The 23,647-nt window shown below is 65.1% G+C and carries 26 protein-coding genes and 1 riboswitch; of the genes, 5 read left to right on the top strand and 21 right to left on the bottom strand.

The genetic code is table 11. The features are described from left to right. Positions 1 to 128: 128 nt before the first annotated feature. Positions 129 to 542, bottom strand: coding sequence for a tetratricopeptide repeat protein (locus RTH46_RS14755; RefSeq protein WP_153784985.1), 414 nt, complete (start codon positions 540 to 542; stop codon positions 129 to 131). Positions 543 to 1,483: 941 nt separating this feature from the next. On the opposite strand from RTH46_RS14755, the gene RTH46_RS14750 reads away from it, so the two are divergent. The 3 genes from RTH46_RS14750 to RTH46_RS14740 all read left to right on the top strand — a co-directional run bounded on the left by RTH46_RS14750 (position 1,484) and on the right by RTH46_RS14740 (position 3,860). Then, positions 1,484 to 1,708, top strand: a complete 225-nt coding sequence (locus RTH46_RS14750; RefSeq protein ID WP_110993057.1) for a hypothetical protein — start codon at positions 1,484 to 1,486, stop codon at positions 1,706 to 1,708. 245 nt (positions 1,709 to 1,953) lie between these two features. After that, positions 1,954 to 2,436 (top strand): hypothetical protein, encoded by a 483-nt coding sequence (locus tag RTH46_RS14745; protein WP_279847662.1) that lies wholly within the window; start codon positions 1,954 to 1,956, stop codon positions 2,434 to 2,436. A 146-nt stretch (positions 2,437 to 2,582) separates the two neighbouring features. Beyond that, positions 2,583 to 3,860, top strand: coding sequence for an OmpP1/FadL family transporter (locus tag RTH46_RS14740; RefSeq protein ID WP_279847663.1), 1,278 nt, complete (start codon positions 2,583 to 2,585; stop codon positions 3,858 to 3,860). A gap of 43 nt (positions 3,861 to 3,903) precedes the next feature. On the opposite strand, the gene RTH46_RS14735 is transcribed toward RTH46_RS14740, so the two are convergent. Next, positions 3,904 to 4,833: a LysR family transcriptional regulator gene (locus RTH46_RS14735; protein ID WP_316905983.1), complete on the bottom strand. Its 930-nt coding sequence runs from the start codon at positions 4,831 to 4,833 to the stop codon at positions 3,904 to 3,906. Between the two features lie 115 nt (positions 4,834 to 4,948). Between RTH46_RS14735 and RTH46_RS14730 the strand changes: the two genes are divergently transcribed. After that, positions 4,949 to 5,209, top strand: coding sequence for a DUF2798 domain-containing protein (locus RTH46_RS14730; protein WP_153784989.1), 261 nt, complete (start codon positions 4,949 to 4,951; stop codon positions 5,207 to 5,209). A 7-nt stretch (positions 5,210 to 5,216) separates the two neighbouring features. On the opposite strand, the gene RTH46_RS14725 is transcribed toward RTH46_RS14730, so the two are convergent. From RTH46_RS14725 to cobO, 14 genes are all read right to left on the bottom strand, one after another. Next, positions 5,217 to 5,768, bottom strand: a complete 552-nt coding sequence (locus tag RTH46_RS14725; protein WP_153784990.1) for a glutathione peroxidase — start codon at positions 5,766 to 5,768, stop codon at positions 5,217 to 5,219. 43 nt (positions 5,769 to 5,811) lie between these two features. Further along, complete coding sequence (locus RTH46_RS14720; RefSeq protein WP_256671258.1) at positions 5,812 to 5,934, bottom strand: hypothetical protein; 123 nt, start codon at positions 5,932 to 5,934, stop codon at positions 5,812 to 5,814. Beyond that, positions 5,931 to 7,133, bottom strand: a complete 1,203-nt coding sequence (locus tag RTH46_RS14715; protein WP_110993051.1) for an MFS transporter — start codon at positions 7,131 to 7,133, stop codon at positions 5,931 to 5,933. The genes RTH46_RS14720 and RTH46_RS14715 overlap by 4 nt, the downstream gene beginning before the upstream one ends. Before the next feature lie 64 nt (positions 7,134 to 7,197). Beyond that, positions 7,198 to 7,602, bottom strand: coding sequence for a MarR family winged helix-turn-helix transcriptional regulator (locus tag RTH46_RS14710; protein ID WP_153784991.1), 405 nt, complete (start codon positions 7,600 to 7,602; stop codon positions 7,198 to 7,200). Positions 7,603 to 7,737: 135 nt separating this feature from the next. Beyond that, entirely contained in the window at positions 7,738 to 8,475 is a 738-nt protein-coding gene (locus tag RTH46_RS14705) for an adenosylcobinamide-GDP ribazoletransferase (RefSeq protein ID WP_316905982.1), read from the bottom strand. A 1-nt stretch (position 8,476) separates the two neighbouring features. Beyond that, entirely contained in the window at positions 8,477 to 9,046 is a 570-nt protein-coding gene (cobC, locus tag RTH46_RS14700; protein ID WP_153784993.1) for an alpha-ribazole phosphatase family protein, read from the bottom strand. Continuing rightward, a complete protein-coding gene (gene cobT / locus RTH46_RS14695; RefSeq protein WP_153784994.1) occupies positions 9,043 to 10,098 on the bottom strand; it encodes a nicotinate-nucleotide--dimethylbenzimidazole phosphoribosyltransferase in 1,056 nt (351 codons plus the stop codon). The genes cobC and cobT overlap by 4 nt, the downstream gene beginning before the upstream one ends. Beyond that, positions 10,095 to 10,616 carry a bifunctional adenosylcobinamide kinase/adenosylcobinamide-phosphate guanylyltransferase gene (cobU, locus tag RTH46_RS14690; RefSeq protein WP_125462997.1) on the bottom strand — a complete coding sequence of 174 codons (522 nt, stop codon included), beginning with the start codon at positions 10,614 to 10,616 and terminating at the stop codon, positions 10,095 to 10,097. Before cobU ends, cobT begins: the two co-directional genes overlap by 4 nt. Further along, a complete protein-coding gene (locus RTH46_RS14685; protein WP_153784996.1) occupies positions 10,609 to 12,072 on the bottom strand; it encodes a cobyric acid synthase in 1,464 nt (487 codons plus the stop codon). The genes cobU and RTH46_RS14685 overlap by 8 nt, the downstream gene beginning before the upstream one ends. Beyond that, entirely contained in the window at positions 12,069 to 13,064 is a 996-nt protein-coding gene (gene cobD / locus RTH46_RS14680; RefSeq protein WP_153784997.1) for a threonine-phosphate decarboxylase CobD, read from the bottom strand. Before cobD ends, RTH46_RS14685 begins: the two co-directional genes overlap by 4 nt. Next, positions 13,057 to 13,965, bottom strand: coding sequence for an adenosylcobinamide-phosphate synthase CbiB (cbiB, locus tag RTH46_RS14675; protein WP_153784998.1), 909 nt, complete (start codon positions 13,963 to 13,965; stop codon positions 13,057 to 13,059). The genes cobD and cbiB overlap by 8 nt, the downstream gene beginning before the upstream one ends. Continuing rightward, positions 13,962 to 14,612 (bottom strand): 5,6-dimethylbenzimidazole synthase, encoded by a 651-nt coding sequence (bluB, locus tag RTH46_RS14670; RefSeq protein WP_153784999.1) that lies wholly within the window; start codon positions 14,610 to 14,612, stop codon positions 13,962 to 13,964. Before bluB ends, cbiB begins: the two co-directional genes overlap by 4 nt. Further along, positions 14,609 to 15,904 (bottom strand): cobyrinate a,c-diamide synthase, encoded by a 1,296-nt coding sequence (locus RTH46_RS14665; protein WP_316905981.1) that lies wholly within the window; start codon positions 15,902 to 15,904, stop codon positions 14,609 to 14,611. Before RTH46_RS14665 ends, bluB begins: the two co-directional genes overlap by 4 nt. Beyond that, complete coding sequence (cobO, locus tag RTH46_RS14660) at positions 15,901 to 16,512, bottom strand: cob(I)yrinic acid a,c-diamide adenosyltransferase (RefSeq protein ID WP_232882398.1); 612 nt, start codon at positions 16,510 to 16,512, stop codon at positions 15,901 to 15,903. Before cobO ends, RTH46_RS14665 begins: the two co-directional genes overlap by 4 nt. 109 nt (positions 16,513 to 16,621) lie before the next feature. Then, positions 16,622 to 16,843, bottom strand: a riboswitch (cobalamin riboswitch). Between the two features lie 151 nt (positions 16,844 to 16,994). Between cobO and RTH46_RS14655 the strand changes: the two genes are divergently transcribed. Then, positions 16,995 to 17,573, top strand: coding sequence for a hypothetical protein (locus RTH46_RS14655; protein ID WP_316905980.1), 579 nt, complete (start codon positions 16,995 to 16,997; stop codon positions 17,571 to 17,573). A gap of 6 nt (positions 17,574 to 17,579) precedes the next feature. On the opposite strand, the gene RTH46_RS14650 is transcribed toward RTH46_RS14655, so the two are convergent. The 5 genes from RTH46_RS14650 to RTH46_RS14630 form a co-directional block, all read right to left on the bottom strand. Then, positions 17,580 to 20,129, bottom strand: coding sequence for a dermonecrotic toxin domain-containing protein (locus RTH46_RS14650; RefSeq protein WP_316905979.1), 2,550 nt, complete (start codon positions 20,127 to 20,129; stop codon positions 17,580 to 17,582). Positions 20,130 to 20,224: 95 nt separating this feature from the next. Further along, positions 20,225 to 20,758: a C40 family peptidase gene (locus RTH46_RS14645; RefSeq protein WP_153785004.1), complete on the bottom strand. Its 534-nt coding sequence runs from the start codon at positions 20,756 to 20,758 to the stop codon at positions 20,225 to 20,227. Between the two features lie 146 nt (positions 20,759 to 20,904). Next, positions 20,905 to 21,537 carry a C40 family peptidase gene (locus RTH46_RS14640; protein WP_153785005.1) on the bottom strand — a complete coding sequence of 211 codons (633 nt, stop codon included), beginning with the start codon at positions 21,535 to 21,537 and terminating at the stop codon, positions 20,905 to 20,907. A 127-nt stretch (positions 21,538 to 21,664) separates the two neighbouring features. Continuing rightward, entirely contained in the window at positions 21,665 to 22,369 is a 705-nt protein-coding gene (hda, locus tag RTH46_RS14635; RefSeq protein ID WP_110993035.1) for a DnaA regulatory inactivator Hda, read from the bottom strand. 201 nt (positions 22,370 to 22,570) lie between these two features. Further along, positions 22,571 to 23,644 (bottom strand): AI-2E family transporter, encoded by a 1,074-nt coding sequence (locus RTH46_RS14630; protein WP_153785006.1) that lies wholly within the window; start codon positions 23,642 to 23,644, stop codon positions 22,571 to 22,573. Positions 23,645 to 23,647: the final 3 nt, after the last annotated feature.

The raw sequence follows: 23,647 nt of genomic DNA, 5'->3' as shown, positions 1-23,647 counted from the left end.
AATGCTGGCCAGATCCACTGCCATGCTTACCCCGAACGATCATTTGCGAATGCTGCGCAGCTTATCAGCAGCGTGGGCAGGTTGCCTGCGAGGCCTCATCGCAGCGTGGGAGCGGGCTTGCCCCGCGATTAGCTGTCGCACCACTGGCGCAACAACCTTCGCGCCTCCTGAGAGCCCTGCCCCGCCGCCAGCTCCAGCCAGTAACGCGCCTGCTCGGGCTCCTGAGCCTGGCATGCACGCCCGTATTCCAGCTGTGCGCGGCGATCACCGGCACGTGCTGCCTGGCGCAGCAGGTCGTGGCCGATGCGCCGGTCGCGGGCGTTGCCACAGTCGCGGCACAGCATCTGCCCCAGGCGGCTCTGGGCCACCACCACGCCCTGGCGGGCCGGCTGTTTGAGCATACGCCCGGCCAGGTGCTTGACGCTGGGTTTGTCGCCCAGGCGCGGGCTGTCGAGCAGCCACAAGGCAACTTTCAGGGAAAAGTGTTTTTTGGGGGGCAGCGATGCATCCGGACCGGCGAGGTGTTTACCGCGAAACTTCATGACCGACAGCGTAGGTGACTCAAGAGGCGCGCCACTCTACTCTTTTTTTTTCGCCACGGCCCGGCAGACTTTTGGCCAATATCGATTTTTTTTCATGTTTTTTTCTTGACGTTTTTGCGAGGCCTATCTCTACCCCCGCAGCATCACCCGATTGTCGGACACTTGCTGAAACAGCTGGCACGCCCGTGCTAGAGCAAGTGCTCGGGACAATCCACAGAAGCTGTGGATAACTCGGTGGACAACCCCATCGCGAAGCCCGCAAACCCCTATGAACCGGGGCTTACAGTCAAACTGTCGATTTTTTCACCAGTAAAAATTAGTGTTTTTTTTCATTGACTTAAGCTCGCAGTCAAGTCATTGGCGAAGCCTTTGCAGCTTGTTGCACGCGGCTAACAGCCACTGTCTCAAATGTGTACAAGTGCACCATCAAACGGCATGGGCGTGCTCGAAAACAGGCCATCCCGGTATTTGACGGGGCAGTTCCCCTCTTCCCAGCACCGACAAGAATCGACATAATGGCCGGCTTCGCTGAAAACAACTGGATGCTTGCCACCCCTCGAACATTCGTGTAGGGTGCGCCCTGTTAGTACCCAGCTGAAAGTCAATTCCGGCCACTCAGTCCTCGCATACCCCTCGACAACGAGCAGGCAATGCCCCATCAGGACCGGCCCATTCGATGATCCACTTGGCAGCCAACGCTGCTCAAGCACGAATCACGTCTCAGATTGATCAGGATCTTCCCCGGTGCCTTGAACCCTGGCCCCGGTGTGCTGCCTGCCTTTTGTCGTACCTACCAGTCAGCCCAGCGCCCACCTTTGCTTGCGCCACTCTGGCTGCCCTGTTCCAGTCAGGTTCTGCGTCTCCTTAATAAAGACGTCACTGGAACGTTTCTATTGTGCACGGATCAAACCCCGTGTCTTACGCAGGAACATCCAACAATTATGAGTAACCATCATCAAATTCAGGTTGCCGCTGGCACCCTCTCCAAAGCCTTCGCTCCACTGAAGTGCCTGATCGTCGCGCCCCGCAAGGGCAGCTTCAGCTTCACTCTGGTCGACGAGTACGGCGTCGCTTGCCACTCCGAGCGCCTGTACCCGGAGCAGTACACCCGCGCCGAGCCCTTGCAGGCAGTGATCGAGCGCACCCGCCAGTCGCTGGTTGCATGAACGAATGGCACGCGATTCATGCCATGAATCCATGCCCATGCAAGCTGCCTGACGGTTCTTGGCTTAATTGCCAGCGGGCATATGCCCCGGGACCTCAGGCAGCAATCGATTTAAAAACAGCCCTTTACACCATGCTTATCACACTACACTTCAACTCGAGCGGCCGTGGTCGCTTCCGACGGGCCTGACCACTCACCAGCTGCCAAGCTCCAGCGCCCGTCGGTCCTGATCTGTTCGAGGGCACCATGGGCATCGCTGCGAACGAGTTGAGTCGATACGTGATCCGGCCAACGCTGATCTACCTGAACCGCCACTGCGAAAGCGCCGAAGCATTGTTACTGGGCGTTGCCGCCAGCCAGTCGGCACTGGGCTCTGCCTTGCACGACCGACGCGGCCACGGCCTGTACCGCATTGCCGAGCACCGCCACCGCTGCCTGTGGGACCAGTTCCTCGCCCGCGACCCGGAGCTGGCCAGCCTGGTCCGCGGCCTGGCCAGCCAGCACGCCTTCCTCGGCGGGCCGCACCTGGAACTCACGGTCAACCTGCGTTACGCCACCGCCATTGCCTGGATGCTCATCGAGGAGCAGGCCACCCCGCTCCCCGCCGCCGACGACCTGCTGGGTCTGGCGCGCATCTGGCGCCAGACCTTCAACCCCCAGGGCCGCTTGCGTGACTTCACCAGGGCCTGGCAGCACTGCATCGAACCCGTTGCGACAGAACCGTTCTGAGAGTTGTTCTCGTATACACCCCGGAAAAAAGGAATTTTGGTCGGATTGTCCTACAAAACCGCTCTAACTCCTGCGATACAGCCTATAGCGTGGAGCGAGATTTGTTGGTAGCTTTCCGCCCCGGAGATCCCAAGGAGTTTCTAATAATGAAAAAAGCAATGCTCAAAACCTCCCTCGGTATTGCCGTTGCCCTCGCTTCCAGCCACTTGCTCGCCAGCGGTTTCGCGCTGAACGAACAAAGTGTCAGCGGCATGGGGACAGGTTTCGCGGGTCGTTCTTCTTCTGCCGAAGATGCCAGCACCGTGTACGGCAACCCGGCGGGCATGGCGCGCCTCAAGCGCGAACAAATTACCGTGGGTGGCGCAGCCATCTTTGCAAAATCCGACATTTCCGGCCGTGGCAGCAACCTCGGGGGGGAAACCGATGGTGACATGGTCCCGGTCGTCGGCGTGCCGATGGGCTACTACGTCAAGCCGATCGACGATAACTGGAGCGTCGGTTTCGGTGTGTACGTACCGTTCGGCCTGGTTACCGACTACGGCAGCGGCGACGCCGCACGCTACTGGGGCAAGAAGAGCCACGTCGAAGTGGTGACCTTCCAGCCCACCGTCAGCTATGCCTTCAACGACAAGGTGTCGATCGGCTTCGGTCCGACCATCAACCGCATCAAGGGCGAGCTGGGCTCGAACACCGTCAACCCGCTCACCCCTGGCCGCAACGACGGCGAAGTGAAGATCAAGGGTGACGACACCGCCGTCGGCTACAACATCGGCATCATGATCCAGGCCACCGACCGCACCCGCATCGGCCTGACCTACCACTCGATGGTCGACTACAAGCTCGAAGGCGATACCAAGGTCAACAACGCGTTCCTCGGCCCGTTCAGTGGCAGCAAGTTCGACGCCGAACTGAAGATCAAGACGCCGGAGTCGGCCGACTTCTCGATCACTCACGAGCTGGATGACCAGTGGACCCTGTACGCAGGCACCACCTTCACCCGCTGGAGCCGCCTGAAAGACATCACCGTCACCAACGAGCTGCCGGCACAAGTTGCCGCCAACCCGATCGGGCGCGGGCTGGGCACCATCACCGAGGAGCAGAACTGGCATGACACCTGGGCTGGCGCCATCGGTGCGGCCTACAAGGTGAACAAGGAGTGGACCCTGCGCACTGGCTTCTCCATGGACCAGTCGCCGACCAACAACCACGACCGTTCGCCGCGCATCCCCACTGGCGATCGCAAGATCTTCAGCCTGGGCGCCGGCTACAGCCCGACCGACGACATGACCATCGACGTGGCTTACTCCTACCTGTGGGAGGAAGACACCAAGGTCAACCTGGCGAGCTCGACCAAGGGCAGCTACCAGGCCAAGTACGAAAACAGTGCCCACGGCGTCGGTGCATCCCTCACCTACCGCTTCTGAGCCACTGCCGCAGCATGAAAAAACCGCCCTCGTGGCGGTTTTTTCATGCCTGCACAGACCAGCTGTCGCCCAGACAATCCTGCAGATACGTCATGAACGCACGCACCTTGGTGGTCATTGCATGACGGTCCGCCAGGCACAGGTAGACATCCATCGGCTCGGTCTGGGCATAGGCCTGGGCGTTGTCGCTGAACTCGAACAAGGGCACCAGCCGCCCGGCATCCAGGTGCGGTCGCGTGATGAACTCCGCCAGGCGGGTGATGCCGCCATCGTTCAGTGCCATCTGGGTCAGGGCATCGATGTCGTCGCTGATCAGCACCGGCCCGAACTGGGCCTCGAAACGCAAGCCATCGCGCATGAACCCCCAAGGCAGGAAGCGCCCGTCCACCGGGTAGCGGAACACCAGGCAGCGATGTTCGCGCAGCGCCTCGGGCGTAGCCGGCCAGCCGTTGGCGGCCAGGTAACCGGGCGAGGCACAGCAGATGAAGGGGATGCGCGCGATATGCCGGGCCAGCAGATGATCTTCAAGCTGCGGGGTGATGCGCAGGCTGACGTCGACGTCCTCGCGGGCATGATTGACCTTGCGGTCAGTCATCACCAACTCTATCGAAAGCTGCGGATAGCGCGCAGCGAACGCCGGGATCAACGGCGCCAGCACATGCCGACCGAAGGCCGAACTCGAGGCAATGCACAACCTGCCCTGGGGTTCGCTGTCGGGGGTGGTCACGGCTTGCTCGGCCAGGGCCAGGTCACGCTCGATATGGCTCACCCGCGCGTAGTACAGGCTGCCTGCCGGTGTAAGCGCCATACTGCGTGTGGTACGCGACAGCAGGCGGACCTGCAGATGAGCCTCCAGGCGCGCCAGGTTCTGGCTGACGGCTGCCGGGCTAAGCCCCAGCACGCGGGCGCCCCCGGCAATGCTGCCGGCCTCGACCACCTTGATGAAACTGCGGATGGCGTTGAGCAGGTCCATGTCGTGCCCTTCGGATTCGTAAGAATCTCTTTATAAAGAACACACTGGGTAAGGTCTACAGGCGCCTGGGCAGCCATTGCTAACCTGCGCCCTCACCTTTGGAACAGGAATAGCCATGAACGAGCCTCTTACCCTGCGCAACCGACGCAAGCTGCACCCAGGTGCGACACCCTATGTCTTTGCTTTTTTCATGTCGGGGATCATGGCCATGCTGATGTGCTTCGTGATCACCGCAGCCACCGCCGGAGTGGATGACGATTACCTGGGCAAGGTGCTCAAGGCCTACCAGCTGGCGATGCCGGTGGCCTTTGTTTGTGTGCTGATGGTACGGCCACTGGTCGTGCGCCTGGTGGCGCTGACGGTGCACGCTCGTTGAGGTCAGCTCACGGCTGCGAAGCAATCGCCTTCTCGATCGCCGCAGTAAACGCCGGATCATCCGGCTTGGTCAGGCTGGAGAAATTGCCGATGACCTTGCCCTTGCGGTCCACCACGTACTTGTAGAAGTTCCACTTCGGCGCGCTGCTCTGGCGCGCCAGCTCGACGAACAGCGGGATCGCATCCTTGCCCCGTACCGGCTGGGTCTTGGTCATGGTGAAGGTCACGCCGTAGTTGGCGTAGCAGACCTTGGCGGTCTTCTCGCTGTCGGCGTCTTCCTGCTTGAAGTCGTTGGACGGCACGCCCAGCATCTCAAGCCCCTGGCCGTGGTAGGCCTTGTAGGTCGTCTCCAGCCCTTCGAACTGCGGGGCGAAGCCGCAATAGCTGGCGGTATTGATCACCACCAGCGGCTTGCCGGCAAAGCGCTGGCACAGGTCGATCTGCTCCTTGCCACGCAGTTCGGGCAGGTTGCCCTGCAGCAGCTTCGGGCAATCCGCGGCCCAGCTCGAAGTGGCTGCGGCCAGGGCCAGCAGGGGTAAGGTCAGCCAGCGTGCATGCATCAAAGGGTGCTCCTGCAGGAAAATGCTTCTTGCAGGGTAGCGCCTAACACAGGCTCATGCCCAGTTGCAGCAACGCCAGCCCGCCCTGGTGCCAGCCCCACCAGGCCAGCGCCAGCAGCAACACGACGGCAAGCGCCAGCAGGCCGCGCCCCAGCAGGCGGTTCATGCCGCCTGCGCCTGCAAGCGGGCTACCGGGCGCTCGCGCACCGGCCAGTTGAGTGCGGCGGCCAGCAGGCTGAGCAGGATCGAGATCTGCCAGACCAGGTCGTAGCTGCCGGTCTGGTCATACACCACACCGCCCAGCCAGCCACCCAGGAACGCCCCCAACTGATGGAACAGGAACACGATGCCGCCGAGCATGGACAGGTTGCGCACACCGAACAGCGTGGCCACGGTGCCATTGGTCAACGGCACCGTCGACAGCCACAGCAAGCCCATGGCGATGCCGAACAGGTAGGCGCTGACCTGGGTCACCGGCGCCCACAGGAACAGCACGATCACCACTGCCCGCAGCAAGTACAACGCGGTCAGCAGGCGCGGCTTGGACATGCGCCCGCCCAGCCAGCCGGCGGTGTAGGTACCGACGATGTTGAACAGCCCGACCAGCGCCAGCACCGTGGTACCGGTAATCGCCGGCAGGTGCTGGTCGACCAGGTAGGCCGGCAGGTGCACACCAATGAACACCACCTGGAAGCCGCAAACGAAGAAGCCCAGGGCGAGCAACCAGAAGCCCGAATGCGAGCAGGCCTCGCGCAACGCCTGGCCGAGGCTCTGATCGGCGCCATGGGCAGGCATCGGGTTGTCGCGCAACAGGCCCACCAACGGCACGATCAGCGCCACCATCAGGCCCAGCACCAGCAGCGCCGCCGACCAGCCCAGCCACTGGATCAGGCCGAGGGTGCCAGGCAGCATGGCGAACTGCCCGAACGAACCCGCCGCGCTGGCGATGCCCATGGCCATGCTGCGCTTTTCCGGCGGCACGGCACGGCCGACCACGCCGAGAATCACCGAGAACGATGTGCCTGACAGCCCGATGCCGATCAACAGGCCGGCACTGAGCGACAGCGACCAGATCGAGTCGGCCATGCCCATCAGCACCAGCCCCGTGGCGTACAGGATGCCGCCGATGATCACCACCTTCGCCGCGCCCAGCCGGTCGGCCAGCGCGCCGGAGAACGGCTGGGCCAGGCCCCAGATCAGGTTCTGCAGGGCGATGGCGAAGGCGAACACCTCGCGGCCCCAGCCGAAATCGGCGCTCATCGGTGCCAGGAACAGGCCGAAGCCATGCCGCACACCCAATGACAGCGCCAGGATCAGCGCCGCCCCCAGAAGCACCCAACCGCTGGTTCGCCACACGGAAGTCATTGTCGTTGTCTCCAGCACATCGCAAGGTTTATGCGGGTATATACCCGCTTATGATCGTAATGGATCAAGCCAGCCGCTCCAGCAGGCGCACCAGCTCGTCGCGCTGGCCTTCGCCCAGTTGTTCCACCAGTTGCTGTTGGGCCTGCTGCCAGGCCGGGTGCGCCGCTTCAAGCCGCGCCTTGCCCGCCTCGCTCAACAGCACCAGCCGGTTGCGTTGGTCGTCGCCGTCGGCCAGTCGCACCAGCCCGTCGGCCTCCAGCACCCGCAGGTTGCGGCCCAAGGTGCTGCGCTCAAGGCCCATGGCCTCGGCCAGGCTGGTGATGCTCGGCCGGTCGAGCCGCTGCACATGGCGCAGCAGGGAAAACTGGGCGACATTGATGCCGAAGCCGGCAAGGGCCTCGTCGTAATGCCGGCTCACCCCACGGGCGGCGCGACGCAGATGGGTACAGATGCATTCACTGGTCAGCATGGATACGTGTATATACCCGCAATATGGATGTTGCAAGAAATTTCAAAACTCATGGCCTCATCGCGGGGCAAGCCCGCTCCCGCATTGTGGGAGCGGGCTTGCCCCGCGATGAGGCCTGCGCTGACAACCGACCAATCAGCCGGCCATTACCGCCAGCCCAACCACCACCGTCAATTCCAGCAGTTCCAGCACCGCGCCTGCGGTGTCTCCGGTAGTACCGCCCAGCCGCTTGCACATCAACCGGCGCAGCCCGGCAAACACCAACAACGCCAGCCCAAGCAGCCAGAACACCGCCCAGCCGCCAAGCACTACGCTTGCCAGCGCACACCCCAGCAGCACCCATCCTGCGGTCTGGCGCGGCAAGTGCTCGGCCAACGCCGCCCCCAGCCCGCCTGCCCGCACATAAGGTGTACTCAGGAACAACCCGAGCATGGCCGCCCGCCCAACCACCGGCGCCAACACCAGCACGCCGCCGGCCCCGTGCTCGACCAGCACCCACAGCGCGCAGAATTTGAGCAGCAGCAGCAGCACCAGGGTGACCACCGCAATCGGCCCGCTACGCGGGTCCTTCATGATCTGCAGGGTGCGCTCGCGATCGCCGAAGCCGCCCAGCCAGGCATCGGCGCTGTCGGCCAGGCCGTCGAGGTGCAGAGCGCCGCTGAGCAGCACCCACAATGCCAGCAACAGCGCCGCCTGCAAGGGCGCAGCCACACCCTGCATCAAATGGCTGGCCAGCCACAGCAGCAGGCCGAACAGCAAGCCGACCACGGGATAGAACAGCAGCGAACGGCCCATCTGCGCAGGCGTCGGCATACCTGGCAGGCTTACCGGCAGGCTGCTGAGAAACTGCAGGGCAATCCAGAACGGCAGCATCTCAGCCAACCTCGCTCAGATGGCCGTCAAGGCTGACCTCAAGGCGCATCAACGCGCCATGGCCAACTTCGACTTGCAGCAGCTGCTCACGAGGCAAACCACGCGCCCTGGCCAGCAACAGGCGCATCACCCCGCCGTGGGTGACCAGCAGCACGCGCTTGCCGGCATGCTCGCGGGCCAGGCGCTCGACCGCTGCCACAACCCGCCCGGCAAACGCCAGCACCGGCTCGCCGGCCGGCGGCGTGAAGGCGTAGGGGTCGTTCCAGAACAGGCCCAGGGCATCGGCTTCGGTCAGCATGATCTGCGCCGCGCTGCGCCCTTCCCAGTCGCCAAAGTGCAGCTCGCGCACATCCGCCTCGCGCTGCACCGGCAAGCCCAGCCGCGCACCCAGCTCGTCGGCGAACAGCGCGCAGCGTTGCAGCGGTGAGCTGACCACGATGTCCCATGGGCCAGCCTGGGCCACGGCCTGACGCATCTGCGCCCAGCCGGTGGCGGTCAGTGCATCGTCCAGGCTGCCGCGCAGGCCGCCACCCAGTTCGGTCTCGCCGTGGCGCAGCAGGTCGAGGATCATGCCGGGCGATCCGCCACCGCCGCCTCGGCGAAGGTCGCCATTTGCCCGTGCAGGGCACAGGCCAGGCGCAACAGCGGCACAGCCAGCGCCGCACCGCTGCCTTCACCCAGGCGCAGGCCCAGGGCCAGCAGTGGCTCGGCCTGCAACGCGGCCAGCAGTGTCTTGTGGCCTGGCTCGGCGCCCTGGTGGGCGAACAGCAGCCAAGGGCGGCACAGCGGGTTCAAGCGCACCGCCACCAGGGCGGCGACGCTGCAGATGAAGCCATCGACCAACACCGCCACGCCGTGCTGGGCACAGGCCAGGTAAGCGCCGGCCAGCGCGGCGATCTCGAAACCACCGACACAGGCCAGGGCCTGCAGCGGTTGGTCGGCGCGCAACCCGTGCAGCACCAGCGCCGCCTCGATCACCTCGGCCTTGTGCCGCACACCGGCGCTGTCCAGGCCAGTGCCCGGCCCGCTCAGTTCACGCGCCGGGCAGCTCAGCAAGGTGCTGGCCAGGGCCGCGGCCGCCGTGGTGTTGCCAATGCCCATCTCGCCGCCGATGAACAGCTGGGCGCCGTCCTCGACTGCACGCAGGGCGCTGTCGCGACCAGCCTGCAGGGCTGCGGCCAGCTGGGTCTCGCTCATCGCCGGCTGGCGGGCGAAGTTGGCCGTGCCCGCGCCCAGGCGCAGGTGATGCACGCCGGGCAGCTCCAGGGATGGATCGATGGTGCCGAGGTCGACCACCTCAAGGCGTGCATCCAGCTGGCGGGCCAGCACGCTGATTGCCGCGCCGCCGCCGACGAAGTTGCGCAGCATCTGCCCGGTCACCGCTTGCGGGTAGGCGGAGATGCCCTCCTCCACCACACCGTGGTCGCCGGCGAAAATGCTGATCGCGACCTTGTCCACGCTGGGCCGCTCGCGCCCCTGCAAGGCGGCCAGGTGGATCGCCAGGCCTTCGAGCTGGCCGAGGGAACCGGCGGGCTTGGTCAGTTGCTGCTGACGGGCGCGGGCCTGGTCCATGGCGGCGGTGTCGAGGGTTTGGCAGGCATCACGCCACCACATCTGGGTCATAGAGCGGGTCCTTTGAGCATGAGAGGGAGTCCGGCCACGGTCAGTACCACGCGCTGGCAGCGCTCGGCCACGGCCTGGTGCAACAGCCCGGCGTGGTCGACATAGCGACGGGTCAGTTCGCCCATGGGCACCACGCCCAGGCCGGTTTCGTTGCTGACCAGGATGATCGTGCCCGGCAACTGCTCAAGGCACGCCAGCAGCGCATCGCGCTCCTGCACCAGGCGTTGCTCGTCGTCGAGCATCAGCAGGTTGGTCAGCCACAGCGTCAGGCAGTCCACCAGCAGGCAACGCCCTGCTCCGGCTTCGGCACGCAGCACCTTGGCCAGGGCCAGGGGCTCTTCGATCAGCCCCCAGTCGGCCGGGCGGCGTTCGCGGTGCAGGCGTACCCGTTCGTTCATCTCGCCATCCAACGGCTCGCTGGTGGCGATGTAGGTCACCGGCAGGCCGCTGCTGCTGGCCAGTTGCTCGGCCAGGCGGCTCTTGCCCGAGCGGGCGCCGCCGAGGATCAGGTTACGCATGGGCAGTGATTCCACACAGCTGGCGCAGGTGCGCGGTGTCCAGGTGCTGCTCGACCAGGTCGGCAAGGCGCTCGATATCGCGCTCGCGCAGGGCCTCGTAGTCGATGGCCTGCACATCGGCGAGCCCGGCCCAACGCAGCAGTGCCGCGCACGATTGGCTGCCTTCGAACAGGCCGTGCAGATAGGTGGCGAGAATCTGCCCGTCGGCGCTGATGGCACCGTCGCTGCGGCCGTCTTGCAACTGTACGGCCGGATACTCCAGGGCCGGGCCACGGGTGACACCGGCATGAATTTCGTAGCCCGCTATCGGTGACTGCTCCAACGCCAGTGTGCCGCTGACGTTGCGCAGTTGCTTCTCGGCCTCAAGCACCGTCTCGTAGTCCAGCAGGCCAAGCCCGGCACTGGCACCGGCCGGGCCTTCCAGCCCGAGCGGGTCGTGCACTTCGCGGCCCAGCATCTGCAAACCTCCGCAAATGCCGATCAGCTTGCCGCCGTAGCGCAAGTGCCGGGCGATGGCCGTGTCCCAGCCACGCGCGCGCAACTGCGCGAGGTCGCCGCGCACGCTCTTGGAGCCGGGCAGGATGATCAGGTCGGCGGGCGGGATCGGCTGGCCCGGGCCGATGAATTGCAGGTCGACCTGCGGGTGCAGGCGCAGCGGGTCGAAATCGGTGTGGTTGCTGATGCGCGGCAGCACCGGGACTATCACCTTGAGCAGCCGTTCGCCCTTGGCCGCCTGGCGCACGTCGATGCCGTCCTCGGCCTCCAGGTGCAGGTCGGTGACGAAGGGCAACACGCCAAGCACCGGCTTGCCGGTGCGCTGCTCCAGCCAGTCCAGGCCCGGTTGCAGCAAGGCGATATCGCCACGGAAGCGGTTGATGACGAAGCCTTTGACCCGCGCCTGCTCGCTCGGCGAGAGCAGTTCCAGGGTGCCCACCAGGTGAGCGAACACCCCGCCACGGTTGATATCGGCCACCAGGATCACCGGGCAGTCGACCGCTTCGGCAAAGCCCATGTTGGCGATGTCGCCGGCGCGCAGGTTGATCTCGGCAGGCGAGCCTGCGCCTTCGACCATCACCACGTGATAGGCCTGTTCAAGCCGCTCATGGGAGGCCAGCACCGCCTGCATGGCAATGGCTTTATAGCCATGGTAAGCCACAGCGTTCATGCTGGTGACAGCACGCCCATGGATGATTACCTGGGCACCGGTGTCGCTGTTGGGCTTGAGCAGCACCGGGTTCATGTCGGTGTGCGGCGCCAGCCGGCAGGCTTGGGCCTGCACCGCCTGGGCGCGGCCGATTTCGCCACCGTCGGCGGTCACTGCGCTATTGAGCGCCATGTTCTGCGGTTTGAACGGCACCACGGCAACGCCTTGGCGCAGCAGCCAGCGGCACAGGGCGGTGACCAGCGTGCTTTTGCCGGCATCGGAAGTGGTGCCTTGCACCATCAGGGTGGTCATGCCGATTCCTTTTGATAATCCAGTAGCGCCGCGCGCAGGCGCTGCTCCTGCGCCGCATTAGCCGGCAGGCCGAAGCGCAGCGCCGCCGGTTGCTCGAACAGGCGCACGAGGATGCCGCGCCGGGCGAGGAATTCATGTAATTGCGCAGCACGCTCGGTGGCCACGTACTGGAACAGGTCGCAGCCCCCCGTCGGCGCCAGGCCGGCTTCGCCGAGCAGCGCCACCAGCCGCGCGCGGGCCTTGGCGCAGCGGTCGATCTGCATCAGGTGGGCCAGTTCATCGGCCAGGCACACCTTGCCCAGCACTCGGGTCGGGCCGCTCACCGTCCACGGCCCCAGCAGCTCGGCCAGCGCCTGCAGCAGTGCCGGCTGCGCCATCACGAAGCCCAACCGCACCCCCGCCAGGCCGAAGAACTTGCCGAACGAGCGCAACACGATCAGCCCAGGCCTATCGACGACATGGCCGCACAGGCTGAGCCCCGGGGTGTTGTCGATGAACGCTTCGTCGACCACCAGCCAGCCGCCGCGCTCTGCCAGCCGGGCATGCCAGGCCAGCAGACGCTCACGGGGGATCAGCCTGCCGGTGGGGTTGTTGGGGTTGACCAGCACCAGCACGTCGAGGCTGTCGATGGCCTCATCGACCTGCTCGTCAGCCAGTTCGACCAGCCTGTGCCCGGCACGCTGCCAGGCGTGTGGATGTTCGGCATAACAGGGTGTCAACACCCCGACCCGGCCAGGCGCGCGCAGCTGCGGCAGGGCCTGGATCGCCGCCTGGGAACCGGCCACGGCCAGCAACAGATCGGCGTGATAGTAGGTCCGCGCCGCCTGTTCCAGGCCGTCTTCGGTTTCCGGCAGTCGCGCCCAGGCCTCCTGGGGAATCGACGGCACGGCATAGGGCCAGGGCGCGATGCCGCTGGACAGGTCGAGCCAACGCTCGCGGGCAATTGCGTATTGCGCCACCGCCCGCAGCAGGCGGCCACCGTGCTCAAGCATTCAGGTAACTCCCCAGGCAGATCACCAGCAACCATAGCCACACCCCGCGTTGCACCAGGCTCCAGCCGCGCTCGATGGCGCCGGCGTCGGCCATCGGCCCCTCGCCCAGGCGCGGCCGCTCGTGCAGCTCGCCGTGGTACACCGCAGGCCCTCCGAGCTCCACACCCAGCGCACCAGCGCCGGCGGCCATCACCGGGCCGGCGTTGGGGCTGTCCCACAGCGGCCCCTGCTGGCGCCAGCAGCGCAGCGCCAGGCGGGTCTTGCCGAGCACGGCGTAGGTCAGCGCCACCAGGCGCGCGGGAATGTAGTTGAGCACGTCGTCGATGCGCGCCGCGCACCAGCCAAAGCGTTCGAAGCGTTCGTTGCGATACCCCCACATGGCATCGAGGGTATTGCTCAGGCGATACAGCACCACCCCCGGCGCACCGGCCACGGCAAACCAGAACAGCGCGGCGAACACGGCATCGCTGCCGTTCTCCAGCACGGATTCAGTGGCTGCGCGGGCGACGGCGGGCTCGTCCAGCTCGCGGGTTTCGCGGCTGACCAGGTAACCAACCCGGCGCCGCGCTTCGTCCAGGTCACCCTGGCGCAGGGCCTGGGCCACCGGCAGCACATGCTCGCCGAGGCTGCGCAAGCCCAGCGCGCAGTACAGCGCCAGCACATCGACGAGCCAGCCAACGTACGGCAGCCAGGACAGCATCAGCGCCAGCAGGGTCAGGGGCACCACGGCAAGGAACCAGGCGCTGACACCATGGCTGCGCCAGCCACGGCCACCGGCATTCAGGCGCCGCTCCAGGTTCGCCGCCAGGTTGCCGAAGCCCACCAACGGGTGCCGGCGTTGCGGCTCGCCGAGCAAGGCGTCCAGGGCCACGCCCGCGACAGTCAGCAAGGCCACGCTCATGGCCGGTCTCCCCAATGGTTCTCGTACAGCATTTCGCTCAGGGGCCGTTGTTCGGCCCAGTTTTCCAGCACCAGCATCGGCGCCGGGTAGAACTCGGTCACCGGGCCCAGGCACAGCACCGCCACCGGTTTGGCCCCGGCGGGCATGCCCAGCAGCTCGGCCAGGGCCTGTGGCTCGAACAGCGACACCCAGCCCATGCCCAGGCCCTCGGCACGCGCCGCCAGCCAGAGGTTCTGGATGGCACAGGCCAGCGAAGCCAGGTCCATTTCCGGCAGGGTGCGGCGGCCGAAGATGTGCGGCTCGCGGTTGTCCATCAACGCCGCCACCCACAGTTCGGCGCAGTCGTTGATGCCCTCGACCTTGAGCTTCATGAATTCATCGGAGCGCTCGTTCAAGGCGTCGGCGGTGCGTACCCGCTCATCCTCCACCAACGCCTGGATACGCGTGCGCAGCTCGGTTCGGGTGATGCGGATGAAACGCCACGGCTGCATCAGGCCGACGCTCGGCGCCTGGTGCGCGGCGGCCAGCAGGCGCCCGAGCAGCTCAGGCGCCACCTCGCCACCGGCGAAATGGCGCATGTCGCGGCGCTCACCGATGGCCCGGTAGACGGCTGCGCGCTCGGCGTCGCTGTAGGCGTGCTCGCTCATGGTCGCAGCAGCGCCGCCGCCGCGTCGGGGTTGGAGGGGAAGTAGAAATGCACGTAGGAGGCGGTCAGCCGGCCCTGGCGGTACACCGCTTCGTTGCCACGGCCGCCGTTGGGGCTCAGGCCGCGGGCGATCGGTTCCAGCGTGGTGCTGGTCAGCGAGTGGTGGTAGGTGTGCCCGCGCAGGGTGCCTTCGGGCAGTTCGACCGCCTGCAAGGCCAGGGCGGCCAGGCGCTTCTGCATGGTCGCCTCGCCCGGCAGCAGGCCGAGCAGCGCGGCGCGTTCGCCGGCCACGTCGGTCAGGGCATCGAGCAGGTAAAGCATGCCGCCGCATTCGGCCAGCAACGGCTTGCCCTGGGCGTGGTGGGCGCGGATCGCCTCCAGCATCGGCGCGTTGGCGGCCAGTGCGTGGTGGTGAAGCTCCGGGTAGCCGCCGGGCAGGTACAGGCTATCCACGGCGGGCATTTCGCGGTCATGCAGCGGCGAGAAGAACTCGAGGTGCGCGCCAAGGTTGCGCAGCAGCTCCAGGTTGGCGCCGTAGGTGAAGGCGAAGGCTTCGTCGCGGGCCACGCCGATGCGTACCCCCTTGAGCGAAGTCGAAAGCTCCGCAGGCGCTGGCGCGGCAAAGCTCACCGCTGGCGGCAACGCCGCATCGCAACTGGCGGCGAGTGCTTCGGCGGCGGCGTCCAGGCGCGCATCCAGGTCGTTCAGCTCGCTGGCCTGGACCAGCCCCAGGTGGCGGCTGGGCAGCTCGATGCCACGCTCGCGGGACAGCCCGCCGTACCAGCGCAGGCCTTCGGTCAGGCTGCCTTCGAGCAGTTGCGCGTGGCGCAAGGTGCCGACGCGGTTGGCCAGCACACCGGCAAACGGCAGGTCCGGCTGGTAGCGCGCCAGGCCCAGGGCCAGGGCGCCGAAGGTCTGGGCCATGGCCGTGCCGTCGATCACGGCCAGCACCGGCACGCCGAAGTGGCGCGCAAGGTCGGCGCTCGACGGGGTGCCGTCGAACAGCCCCATCACCCCTTCGATCAGGATCAGGTCGGCATCGCCGGCCGCTTCCCACAGCAGGCGACGGCTCTCATCGGCACCGATCATCCACAGGTCCAGCTGGTACACCGGCGCGCCGCTGGCACGCTCGAGAATCATCGGGTCGAGGAAGTCCGGGCCGCACTTGAACACTCGCACCTTGCGCCCGAGGTTGCGGTGCAGGCGCGCCAGGGCGGCGGTGACGGTGGTCTTGCCCTGGCCGGAGGCTGGCGCTGCGATCAGCACCGCCGGGCACTGACGTGCTTCACTCACAGTTCAACGCCCTTCTGCGCGCGGATACCAGCCTGGAACGCATGTTTGAGCATGCCCATCTCGGTGACGGTATCGGCCAGTTCGACCATCTCGGGCTTGGCCGCACGGCCAGTGACGATCACGTGCTGCATCGGCGGGCGGGCCTGGATATCGCTGAGCACCTGGTCGAGGTCGAGGTAGCCGTGCTTGAGGGCGATGTTCAGCTCATCGAGCACGACGAACTGGATCGATGGGTCCTGCAGCAATTGGCGCGACACGGCCCAGGCGGCTTCGGCGGCGGCGATGTCGCGCTGGCGGTCCTGGGTTTCCCAGGTGAAGCCCTCGCCCATCACGTGGTAGCTCACCTGCTCGGGGAAGCGCCGGAAGAACAGCTCCTCGCCGGTGCTGTTGCGGCCCTTGATGAACTGCACCACGCCGCACTGCATGCCGTGCCCCATGGCCCGGGCGAGCATGCCGAAGGCCGAGCTGCTCTTGCCCTTGCCGTTGCCGGTGAGGACCAGCAGCAAGCCGCATTCGTTAGGGGCGTTGGCGATGCGCTCGTCGATGAGCGCCTTCTTGCGCTGCATGCGCGCCAGGTGGCGTTCGTCGCGTTCGGGGGATTCGCTCATCAGGGTTCTCCGCAGCTGTCGCAACCGGGCGACAGGTAAAAGGCGGGCAGACGGAGAACACGCAGGGGCCGTGGCCTGGGCCACATCGCACTGCGCATCACCCTCCGTGATGCCGTTGGCAGTTCCAGGCCGGTCTCCGGGCTCGTGAGCGGGCATCTGGCCCTTGCCTGCGCGCCTTCCCGGGTGCTTGCACCCAGTGGCCCTGCGCGGTTTTGCACTCACTTACCGTTGCGGGGGCAGCGCCGGAATCGCGCCTTCTGGCGCCCACCGGCTTCCCAGTTTCACCCTGCCAAACCACGGTTCGCAGGGCACCTGAAACACGCCGCGAAGGTTAGAGGGTTGCACCGGGAGCGTCAATCGAACGCGGGCCGATCTGGCCTGGATCAATGGCCGATCCGTCGGCTTGTGCCACACTGATGGCAGTGATATCACTTAGCCATCAACCTAGCTGACCTCAATGACAATGACAAGGAGCGCCCAGCATGCAAGGCCTCATCATCAACAACACCCACTTCGAATTCCTGCGCCCGGCGCTGGAGCGCTGGGTCGACTGCATCGACCGCTTCAACCAGCTGCAAGGTGACGCTGACGCGCCCTACTGGCATGGCAGCGCCGCCAACGTCGGCATGCTCGCGGCAGCGGCCTGGCAAGGCGAGCTGGTGACACTGCAGCAGTACCAGAGCAAGAAGCAACGTGACGAGGGTGAGCGCGAGGGGCGCTGCGACCTGTCGATCAGCAACGCCGAAGCCTCTGTGCACCTGCATGCCGGCCAGCGCTGGCCACGCATCGCCCGCCTCGACCTGGCCTCGGCGCTGCAGGAAACCGCCGCCCAGGCCAAGCACATTGGGTATGCCAGCCAGCTCAAGGCCGGCGCGCTGTTCGTCACCCCCTGGAAAGCCGGCCAGCACGCCAGCCCCGAAGAGCTGCAGGACCTGGTCGACGACCTGCAGAAGCACACCGCCTGCGCGATCGCCTGGTACTTCCCGTATGCCTATCGCAAGCTGCACAACGAGCTGGGACAGTACTTCCCCGGCGTGGCGTTGCTGCTCAAACAGGCCTGAAGCCCGTCAGCCGGGGAAAAAGCGGTCTGCCAGTTCCGCACTCCCCAAGCGCACGGTGTAGCCGGCCTTGTCGAACGGCAGGCCGGTGCGCAACTCGAAGACCGGGCCGGTCGCAGGTTTGGGCACCTCGCTCAGCTTGACGTTGACGAAGCGGTAATCGCTGCCGCGAATCTCCTTGATGACGTCGACACGGAAGTAGGAGCCCGGCATGAACAGTGTTTCTGCCTCGTTGGAATGCGTGGAGAAGGCGCTGACCGGCGTACCGTGCTGATAACTGCCCGCCGGCAGCTCGAAGACCACCGAACTGTCGTCGAAGACGCCATCCAGGCCACTGCTCGCCCTTAGATCGTTGTCGGCGGCGAACAGCCGGACGATGTAGGGGTTTTCAGTGAAGGACGTGAGGTCGGTGTTGACCAGAACATCACCCACCTTGATCTGCCCGCTGCGAAAGTGGCTGCCGCTGGTGCTGCGCGATCCATGCCCGCCTCGGTACAACGGCATTTCGTTGCTTTCCGGCAAACCCTCCAACTCGTCGGCGAGCTTGTTCAAGTACTCCACTTCATCGCCGTAGTCGAACTCCCGCACGCCTTCGCGCAGGTAGCGATTGATCTGCGCCCCGTCTTCATCCGTGTAGATCAGGATCAAGTGATTCTTGTAGAACCCATCGTGTTTGTAGGTATAGATACGGGCGCCATCGTCGTCGGCGTAGTCGAACCCTTCCTCGTCCTGCTGTGGGTCACTGCCCTCATCCAGCTCGAAAAAATCACGGTCCTCCAGCAACGCCCGCTGACGCGCCAACGCTGCCTCGGACATTGCCTTGCTGCGTGCTATATCGGTGCGCATGTATTCATCCCAGAAAGCCGATGACTCACTGGCCAGGCCATTTTCCGGGGCGCCACCGGCCAACCGGGGTGGAGCAAGCAGCTCCCATTCGCCAGCAGGGCCCAAGCGCACCGGGCGCAAGGGAGCGAAAGCGAAGGGATTGTCCGCATCCACGATCAGCCAGCTGGACAGTTCCGGGCTATAGCGAACTCGATAGGGCATGCCGTCCAACTCGATCCAGCACGAGCCATCCCCTCCCAGACGAATGCCCTGCAAGCGGCCATGGCCCAGCGACTTGTTCTCCAGCAGCTCGTTGCCTTCCTGCTCTTCGAGCGTCGATTGCGGCGCTTCAGCCACCTCCCAGTCGGCCAACGAAACGTCAATTTCATGAAAGGGCGCCTGATAGGCGAGCGAGGCCAAGCTACTGCCGAACCCCACATCGACCATGTTCAGCGCCCCGAAGATCGAGTCGAGGATCGCCGCCCGCATGGCCGCGCGCCGCTCCAGCCTATTGCGCGCATGAAGCGCCGCATCCACATCCAGCCCGACCCTGGACAGGGTGACGCCAAGCAGCACCAGTGACATCGGCCAACCCAGCGGCACGAAACCGCCGAATACCTTGAGGAAAGCGCCGAGGTAACCACGCCACATGGCCTTGCGCAGCTGGCGGTTGTCGACCATGCGTGCCGCGACGCGTTGCATCTGGGCATGGGATTGATCGGCGAGGAACCCGAAGAACGAATCGCTGACCTCGATACGCCCCTGCTCGAGCAGCACCAGTGCGGCGGCATCGCTTTGACTGTCGCCCAATGCCTGCAGCGCCTGGGTTACCGCCAGGGACAGGTCACTGTCGTGCGGGTCGCAGATCAAGGCCTGCTCGAAGCGCGCCCTGCCTTCAGGCGTTCCCAGCTGGCTTCGCAACCATCCGGCCATGGCCTGCCGGGACGCAAAGCCACGCAGCGCCTGGTCGGCCCATGGCAGGTACAGCAGAACCCGGCCACCCGGCCGAGTGAAAGCATGCAGACCCGGCTGGAGCGCCCCCAGCCGGTAACTGCTGACAGCCAGGTCGACGGTTTGAGCGTCAGCGCGCAATTGCGCCAAGGTCGGCACTTGCCCCGGCGCCCCCAGTTCCGGCGACGCCATGCCCCGCACGCTGGACGCATCCTCGGCGCTCAAACGCCCATCCTTTTCTGCTGTCGCGCACTCAGCGAGCAGATTGACCTTGGCCAACACACGGAAGCTTTCGCGATACCTGCCCCAGAAACTGGCCACCTGTTGGCGAAAAAGCTGGGCGAAGTCCAAAGCCCAGAAACCCGTCTGAACATCGCGGGCCAGCAAGGGCACTTGGTTATGCTCGTCATAGCGGGAAGCATGCCCGCCCTGGCGATAGAAACCGCCGTACAGGTCCAGCTCGTCCGAGGCATCCTGGAACGCCACCTCGAATCGTTCGACCATCAGTTGGGGGAAGCGCATCGACTTGACCGGCGGACCACTATGCGCCCAACCGGTGAAACTGCGACTGCTGGAACTGGCGCCGCTGAATTGATGCCACCAGACCTCTCGCGGATCCCAGTCCTTGCCCGTGCGTGCGCGCAGAATGCGGGCCGCCTCGCTGATGGCCAGCTGATAAGGGTCTGGATAATCGCGCAGGAAATCTTCGGCCGTCCGGGCCAGTTCACGCCCGGTGCCCAACACATGCAGATTGTGCTGCAGCGCGTTTTCGATGGTGCTCATGGAGGTGCCTCTTTCGATGAAGAAGCACGCATCCTTTACCAGCGGCTCAATTTATCCGCGGTAGATAAAGCAAACGGCAGGCCGAGATGCCGGGATCAGGGGTTCTGCGCCAAATGGCCGGGTGGCAGTACCCGCTTGGCCTGCAGATAGGCCTTGGCCCAGTAGCTGCTGGAGAGATAGTCCAGGCGCACCGTGCCGCCGGTAGACGGCGCATGGACGAAACGCCCTTCGCCGACATAGATGCCGGCATGGCTGACCTGTGCGCCGCCATTGGTGGCAAAGAACACAAGGTCGCCGGACTGCAGGGCATTGATGTCCACACTGGGCGCACGCATGACGATCATGTCGCGCGTGGTGCGTGGCAGGCTGATGCCCGCAGCATCACGGTACACGTAGCCGATCAGGCCGCTGCAATCGAAACCCGAGTCAGGGGTGTTGCCGCCCCAACGATAGGGTGTGCCGACCAGGCCGATCGCACGGAACAGCACGTCCTCCGCCGCAGGCGATACCGCCGGTTGCTGGCTGAAGACCATGGGCTGTTTGACCGGCGCCGGGGCAGGCGCACGGCTGGAGCAGGCAGCAAGCAATGCCGCCAGGGAGAGAAATGCGAAGCGCGCCAACATCGCCATGATGCGAACGTCCTGTCAGGCAAGCCTCGGCCATGGCCGAAGATGAAAATAGGTGAGAAATCAGATTAGACGCTTTCTGTAAATGCGCACGGCGGCGAGCTTTTCAGCTACGCCGCCGCGGCAGGGTACAGCATTTTGATATCAAATCAATTGCGCGAGATCGTGGTCGGTGCCATGGCCAGCGCGCGCTTGGCTTCGATGAAGGTCTTGCTCCAGTAGCGATCGCCAAGGCTGTCGATGCGCACACCACCGCTGCGGCGGCTGCTGGAGTGGATGAACTGGTTGTCGCCCAGGTAGATGCCGGCGTGGCTGACGCGGCCGCGACCATTGGTGCTGAAGAACAGCAGGTCGCCTGGCTTGAGCTTGTTGCGCGCGACTTTGGGGGCATCGACGTTGATCATCTCGCGGGTCGAGCGCGGCAGGTTCATGCCGGCTTCTTCGCGGAACAGATAACCAATGAAACCGCTGCAGTCGAAGCCTTGTTCGGTGGTGCCGCCAAAGCGGTAACGGGTACCGATCAGCGCCATGCCACGCTCGAGGATGCTGTCGGCCAGCACCGGGAGCTGATAGGGCTTGCTGTTGCTGGAGAAGGCGTTCAGGTCATCTTCGCTGGCCAGCTCTTCCTCGGTGAATACGGAAGAAGCGGAAGCCTTGGCCTTTACCGATTGCTCGGCGGCCAGGCGATGATCCTGGGATTGAGTGGCCGGGCCGTGAGCGGCGCAACCAAACAGAAAGGTGGCAAGTGCAAGTGGCACGAGGGGTGCGAAGCGCTTCAGCATGGGCACGACCGTGTCTGTAGTCCTTTAGAAGGGGGAAACTATGCCTTCTATCAGAACCATTTGCAAATTTTATCGAAAAACATGTGACTTTTCTGTTTTGACGCTCTAGCCCCGTGTTTTCAGGGGGTCACCAACCCAGGGTTTCCTTGAGGAACGGGATGGTCAGCTTGCGTTGCGCCTGCAACGAGGCCTGGTCGAGGCGTTCGAGCAGGTCGAACAGCGCGCTCATGCTGCGTGTGCCACGGGTGAGGATGAAGTGGCCGACTTCGTCGGTCAGGTGCAGGCCGCGCCGCGAGGCACGCAGTTGCAGGGCGCGCAGCTTGTCCTCGTCGGACATGCCGCGCATCTGGAAAATCAGTGCCAGGGTCAGCCGCGACTTGAGGTCCGCCAGCTTGATCGGCAGTTCGCGGGGCGAGCTGGAAGCGGCCAGCAGCAGCCGTCGGCCACTGTCGCGCAGGCGGTTGAACAGGTGGAACATGGCCTCTTCCCAATCCGCCTTGCCGGCGATCACGTGCAGGTCGTCGATGCACACCAGTTCGTATTGTTCGAGATGGTCAAGCAACTCGACGCCGCGCTCCAGCAGTTGCGCCAGCGGCAGATAGACGGCGGGTTCGCCCCGCTGCTGGAAACGCTGGGTAGCGGCTTGCAGCAGGTGGGTACGGCCAACGCCCTGTTTGCCCCACAGGTAGATGAGGCTCTCGGTCCAGCCGGCGTCGGCTTCGCATAGCCGCTCGACGTAGCCCAATGCCGCGGCATTGGCGCCCGGATAGTAGTTGATGAAGGTGGCGTCATCACGGAGACGCACACCCAGGGGCAACTGGATCGGTTTCATGCTCGCGGGCGGTCGCGGGGACCACAGGGGGCCTTTGGTGAAGAGTGTGCAAAGTCTATACCCGCAACGCGGGCGGCACAATCCGGCAGGGGAAGAGCACAAGTAAAATCAAGCAGTTGCGTTGGATTCAAGCACATCGCGGGGCAAGCCCGCTCCCACGCCAATGTCGGCGTCGTGGGAGCGGGCTTGCCCCGCGATCGGTCACAGGTCCGGGTCGATCGCCTCGCCATACATGTTCGACTCCTTGTACAGGTCATGCACATGCCGCAACAGCACCATGATCACCGCCGCCACCGGCAGCGCCAGCAGCACCCCGGTGAAGCCGAACAGCTCACCACCGGCGAGGATGGCGAAGATCACCGCCACCGGATGCAGACCGATGCGGTCGCCCACCAGCAAAGGCGTCAATACCATGCCTTCCAGCACCTGGCCGACCATGAACACCGCGACAATCCCCAGCATCGGATACAAATCGCCGCTGAACTGGAACAACCCGGCCACCAGGGCCGCGCCGATGCCGATGATGAAGCCCATGTACGGGACGATTGCCGCCAGCCCCGCCAGCATGCCGATCAGCAGGCCCAGCTCCAGGCCCACCAGCATCAGCCCGCTGGAATAGATGACGCCCAGGGCGAGCATCACCAGCAACTGGCCACGCACGAACGCCCCCAGCACTTCATGGCACTCACCGGCCAACCCCACCACCTGCTCTTCGCGCTGACGCGGCAACAGGCTGCGCAGCTTGGCCATCATCAGGTCCCAGTCGCGCAACAGGTAGAACCCCACCACCGGGATCAGTACCAAGTTGGCCAGCCAACCGATCAGGGCCAGGCTCGAGGCGGTGGCCTGGGACAGCAGTACACCGACAATGTCGGTGGTCTGGCCCATGTGCGCGCCGATGGCGGCCTTGATCTTGTCGAACTTCCAGAAGCCATCGGCCAGGCCCAGGCGACTCTGCACCCAAGGCAGGGCCACATGCTGCAGCCAGTCGAGCATCTGCGGCGCCAGTTCGTACAGGCGCACCAGCTGCTTGGCCAGCATGGGAATCAGCACCAGCAGCAGGGCCATGAACAGCAGAGTGAACAGGCTGAAGACCACCACCACGCCCCAGGTCCGCGACAACCCGGCCCGTTCGAGGCGGTCGACCAGCGGGTCGGCCAGGTAGGCCAGCAGAATCCCCACCAGGAAGGGGGAAAGAATGTTGTGCAGCAGGTACAGCAGCACGGCGATCAGCAAGGCGGCGCCCAGACCGATCCAACGACGCATATCCATCATGTC

The sequence above is a fragment of the Pseudomonas sp. zfem004 genome (genome assembly GCF_032621715.1).
Taxonomy (GTDB): Bacteria; Pseudomonadota; Gammaproteobacteria; order Pseudomonadales; family Pseudomonadaceae; genus Aquipseudomonas; species Aquipseudomonas sichuanensis.
The sequence above is the reverse complement of the archived record's forward strand: the minus strand, read 5'-3'. Positions and strand labels throughout refer to the sequence as shown.

Bases quoted from the DNA above. Each gene is read 5' to 3' on its own strand.
- cobC (WP_153784993.1), bottom strand. From the start codon at position 9,046: ATGATCCTCGACCTGCTGCGCCACGGCGAGACCGAACTGGGTGGCGGC.
- hda (WP_110993035.1), bottom strand. From the start codon at position 22,369: ATGAAACCGATCCAGTTGCCCCTGGGTGTGCGTCTCCGTGATGACGCC.
- RTH46_RS14740 (WP_279847663.1), top strand. From the start codon at position 2,583: ATGAAAAAAGCAATGCTCAAAACCTCCCTCGGTATTGCCGTTGCCCTC.
- RTH46_RS14705 (WP_316905982.1), bottom strand. From the start codon at position 8,475: ATGCTGCCGTTCTGGATTGCCCTGCAGTTTCTCAGCAGCCTGCCGGTA.
- RTH46_RS14755 (WP_153784985.1), bottom strand. From the start codon at position 542: ATGAAGTTTCGCGGTAAACACCTCGCCGGTCCGGATGCATCGCTGCCC.
- RTH46_RS14655 (WP_316905980.1), top strand. From the start codon at position 16,995: ATGCAAGGCCTCATCATCAACAACACCCACTTCGAATTCCTGCGCCCG.
- RTH46_RS14640 (WP_153785005.1), bottom strand. From the start codon at position 21,537: ATGCTGAAGCGCTTCGCACCCCTCGTGCCACTTGCACTTGCCACCTTT.
- cobT (WP_153784994.1), bottom strand. From the start codon at position 10,098: ATGACCCAGATGTGGTGGCGTGATGCCTGCCAAACCCTCGACACCGCC.
- RTH46_RS14725 (WP_153784990.1), bottom strand. From the start codon at position 5,768: ATGCATGCACGCTGGCTGACCTTACCCCTGCTGGCCCTGGCCGCAGCC.
- RTH46_RS14745 (WP_279847662.1), top strand. From the start codon at position 1,954: ATGGGCATCGCTGCGAACGAGTTGAGTCGATACGTGATCCGGCCAACG.
- RTH46_RS14710 (WP_153784991.1), bottom strand. From the start codon at position 7,602: ATGCTGACCAGTGAATGCATCTGTACCCATCTGCGTCGCGCCGCCCGT.
- cobU (WP_125462997.1), bottom strand. From the start codon at position 10,616: ATGCGTAACCTGATCCTCGGCGGCGCCCGCTCGGGCAAGAGCCGCCTG.
- RTH46_RS14750 (WP_110993057.1), top strand. From the start codon at position 1,484: ATGAGTAACCATCATCAAATTCAGGTTGCCGCTGGCACCCTCTCCAAA.
- RTH46_RS14630 (WP_153785006.1), bottom strand. From the start codon at position 23,644: ATGATGGATATGCGTCGTTGGATCGGTCTGGGCGCCGCCTTGCTGATC.
- RTH46_RS14720 (WP_256671258.1), bottom strand. From the start codon at position 5,934: ATGAACCGCCTGCTGGGGCGCGGCCTGCTGGCGCTTGCCGTCGTGTTG.
- RTH46_RS14715 (WP_110993051.1), bottom strand. From the start codon at position 7,133: ATGACTTCCGTGTGGCGAACCAGCGGTTGGGTGCTTCTGGGGGCGGCG.
- cobO (WP_232882398.1), bottom strand. From the start codon at position 16,512: ATGAGCGAATCCCCCGAACGCGACGAACGCCACCTGGCGCGCATGCAG.
- cbiB (WP_153784998.1), bottom strand. From the start codon at position 13,965: ATGAGCGTGGCCTTGCTGACTGTCGCGGGCGTGGCCCTGGACGCCTTG.
- RTH46_RS14650 (WP_316905979.1), bottom strand. From the start codon at position 20,129: ATGAGCACCATCGAAAACGCGCTGCAGCACAATCTGCATGTGTTGGGC.
- cobD (WP_153784997.1), bottom strand. From the start codon at position 13,064: ATGCTTGAGCACGGTGGCCGCCTGCTGCGGGCGGTGGCGCAATACGCA.
- bluB (WP_153784999.1), bottom strand. From the start codon at position 14,612: ATGAGCGAGCACGCCTACAGCGACGCCGAGCGCGCAGCCGTCTACCGG.
- RTH46_RS14645 (WP_153785004.1), bottom strand. From the start codon at position 20,758: ATGGCGATGTTGGCGCGCTTCGCATTTCTCTCCCTGGCGGCATTGCTT.
- RTH46_RS14735 (WP_316905983.1), bottom strand. From the start codon at position 4,833: ATGGACCTGCTCAACGCCATCCGCAGTTTCATCAAGGTGGTCGAGGCC.
- RTH46_RS14685 (WP_153784996.1), bottom strand. From the start codon at position 12,072: ATGACCACCCTGATGGTGCAAGGCACCACTTCCGATGCCGGCAAAAGC.
- RTH46_RS14730 (WP_153784989.1), top strand. From the start codon at position 4,949: ATGAACGAGCCTCTTACCCTGCGCAACCGACGCAAGCTGCACCCAGGT.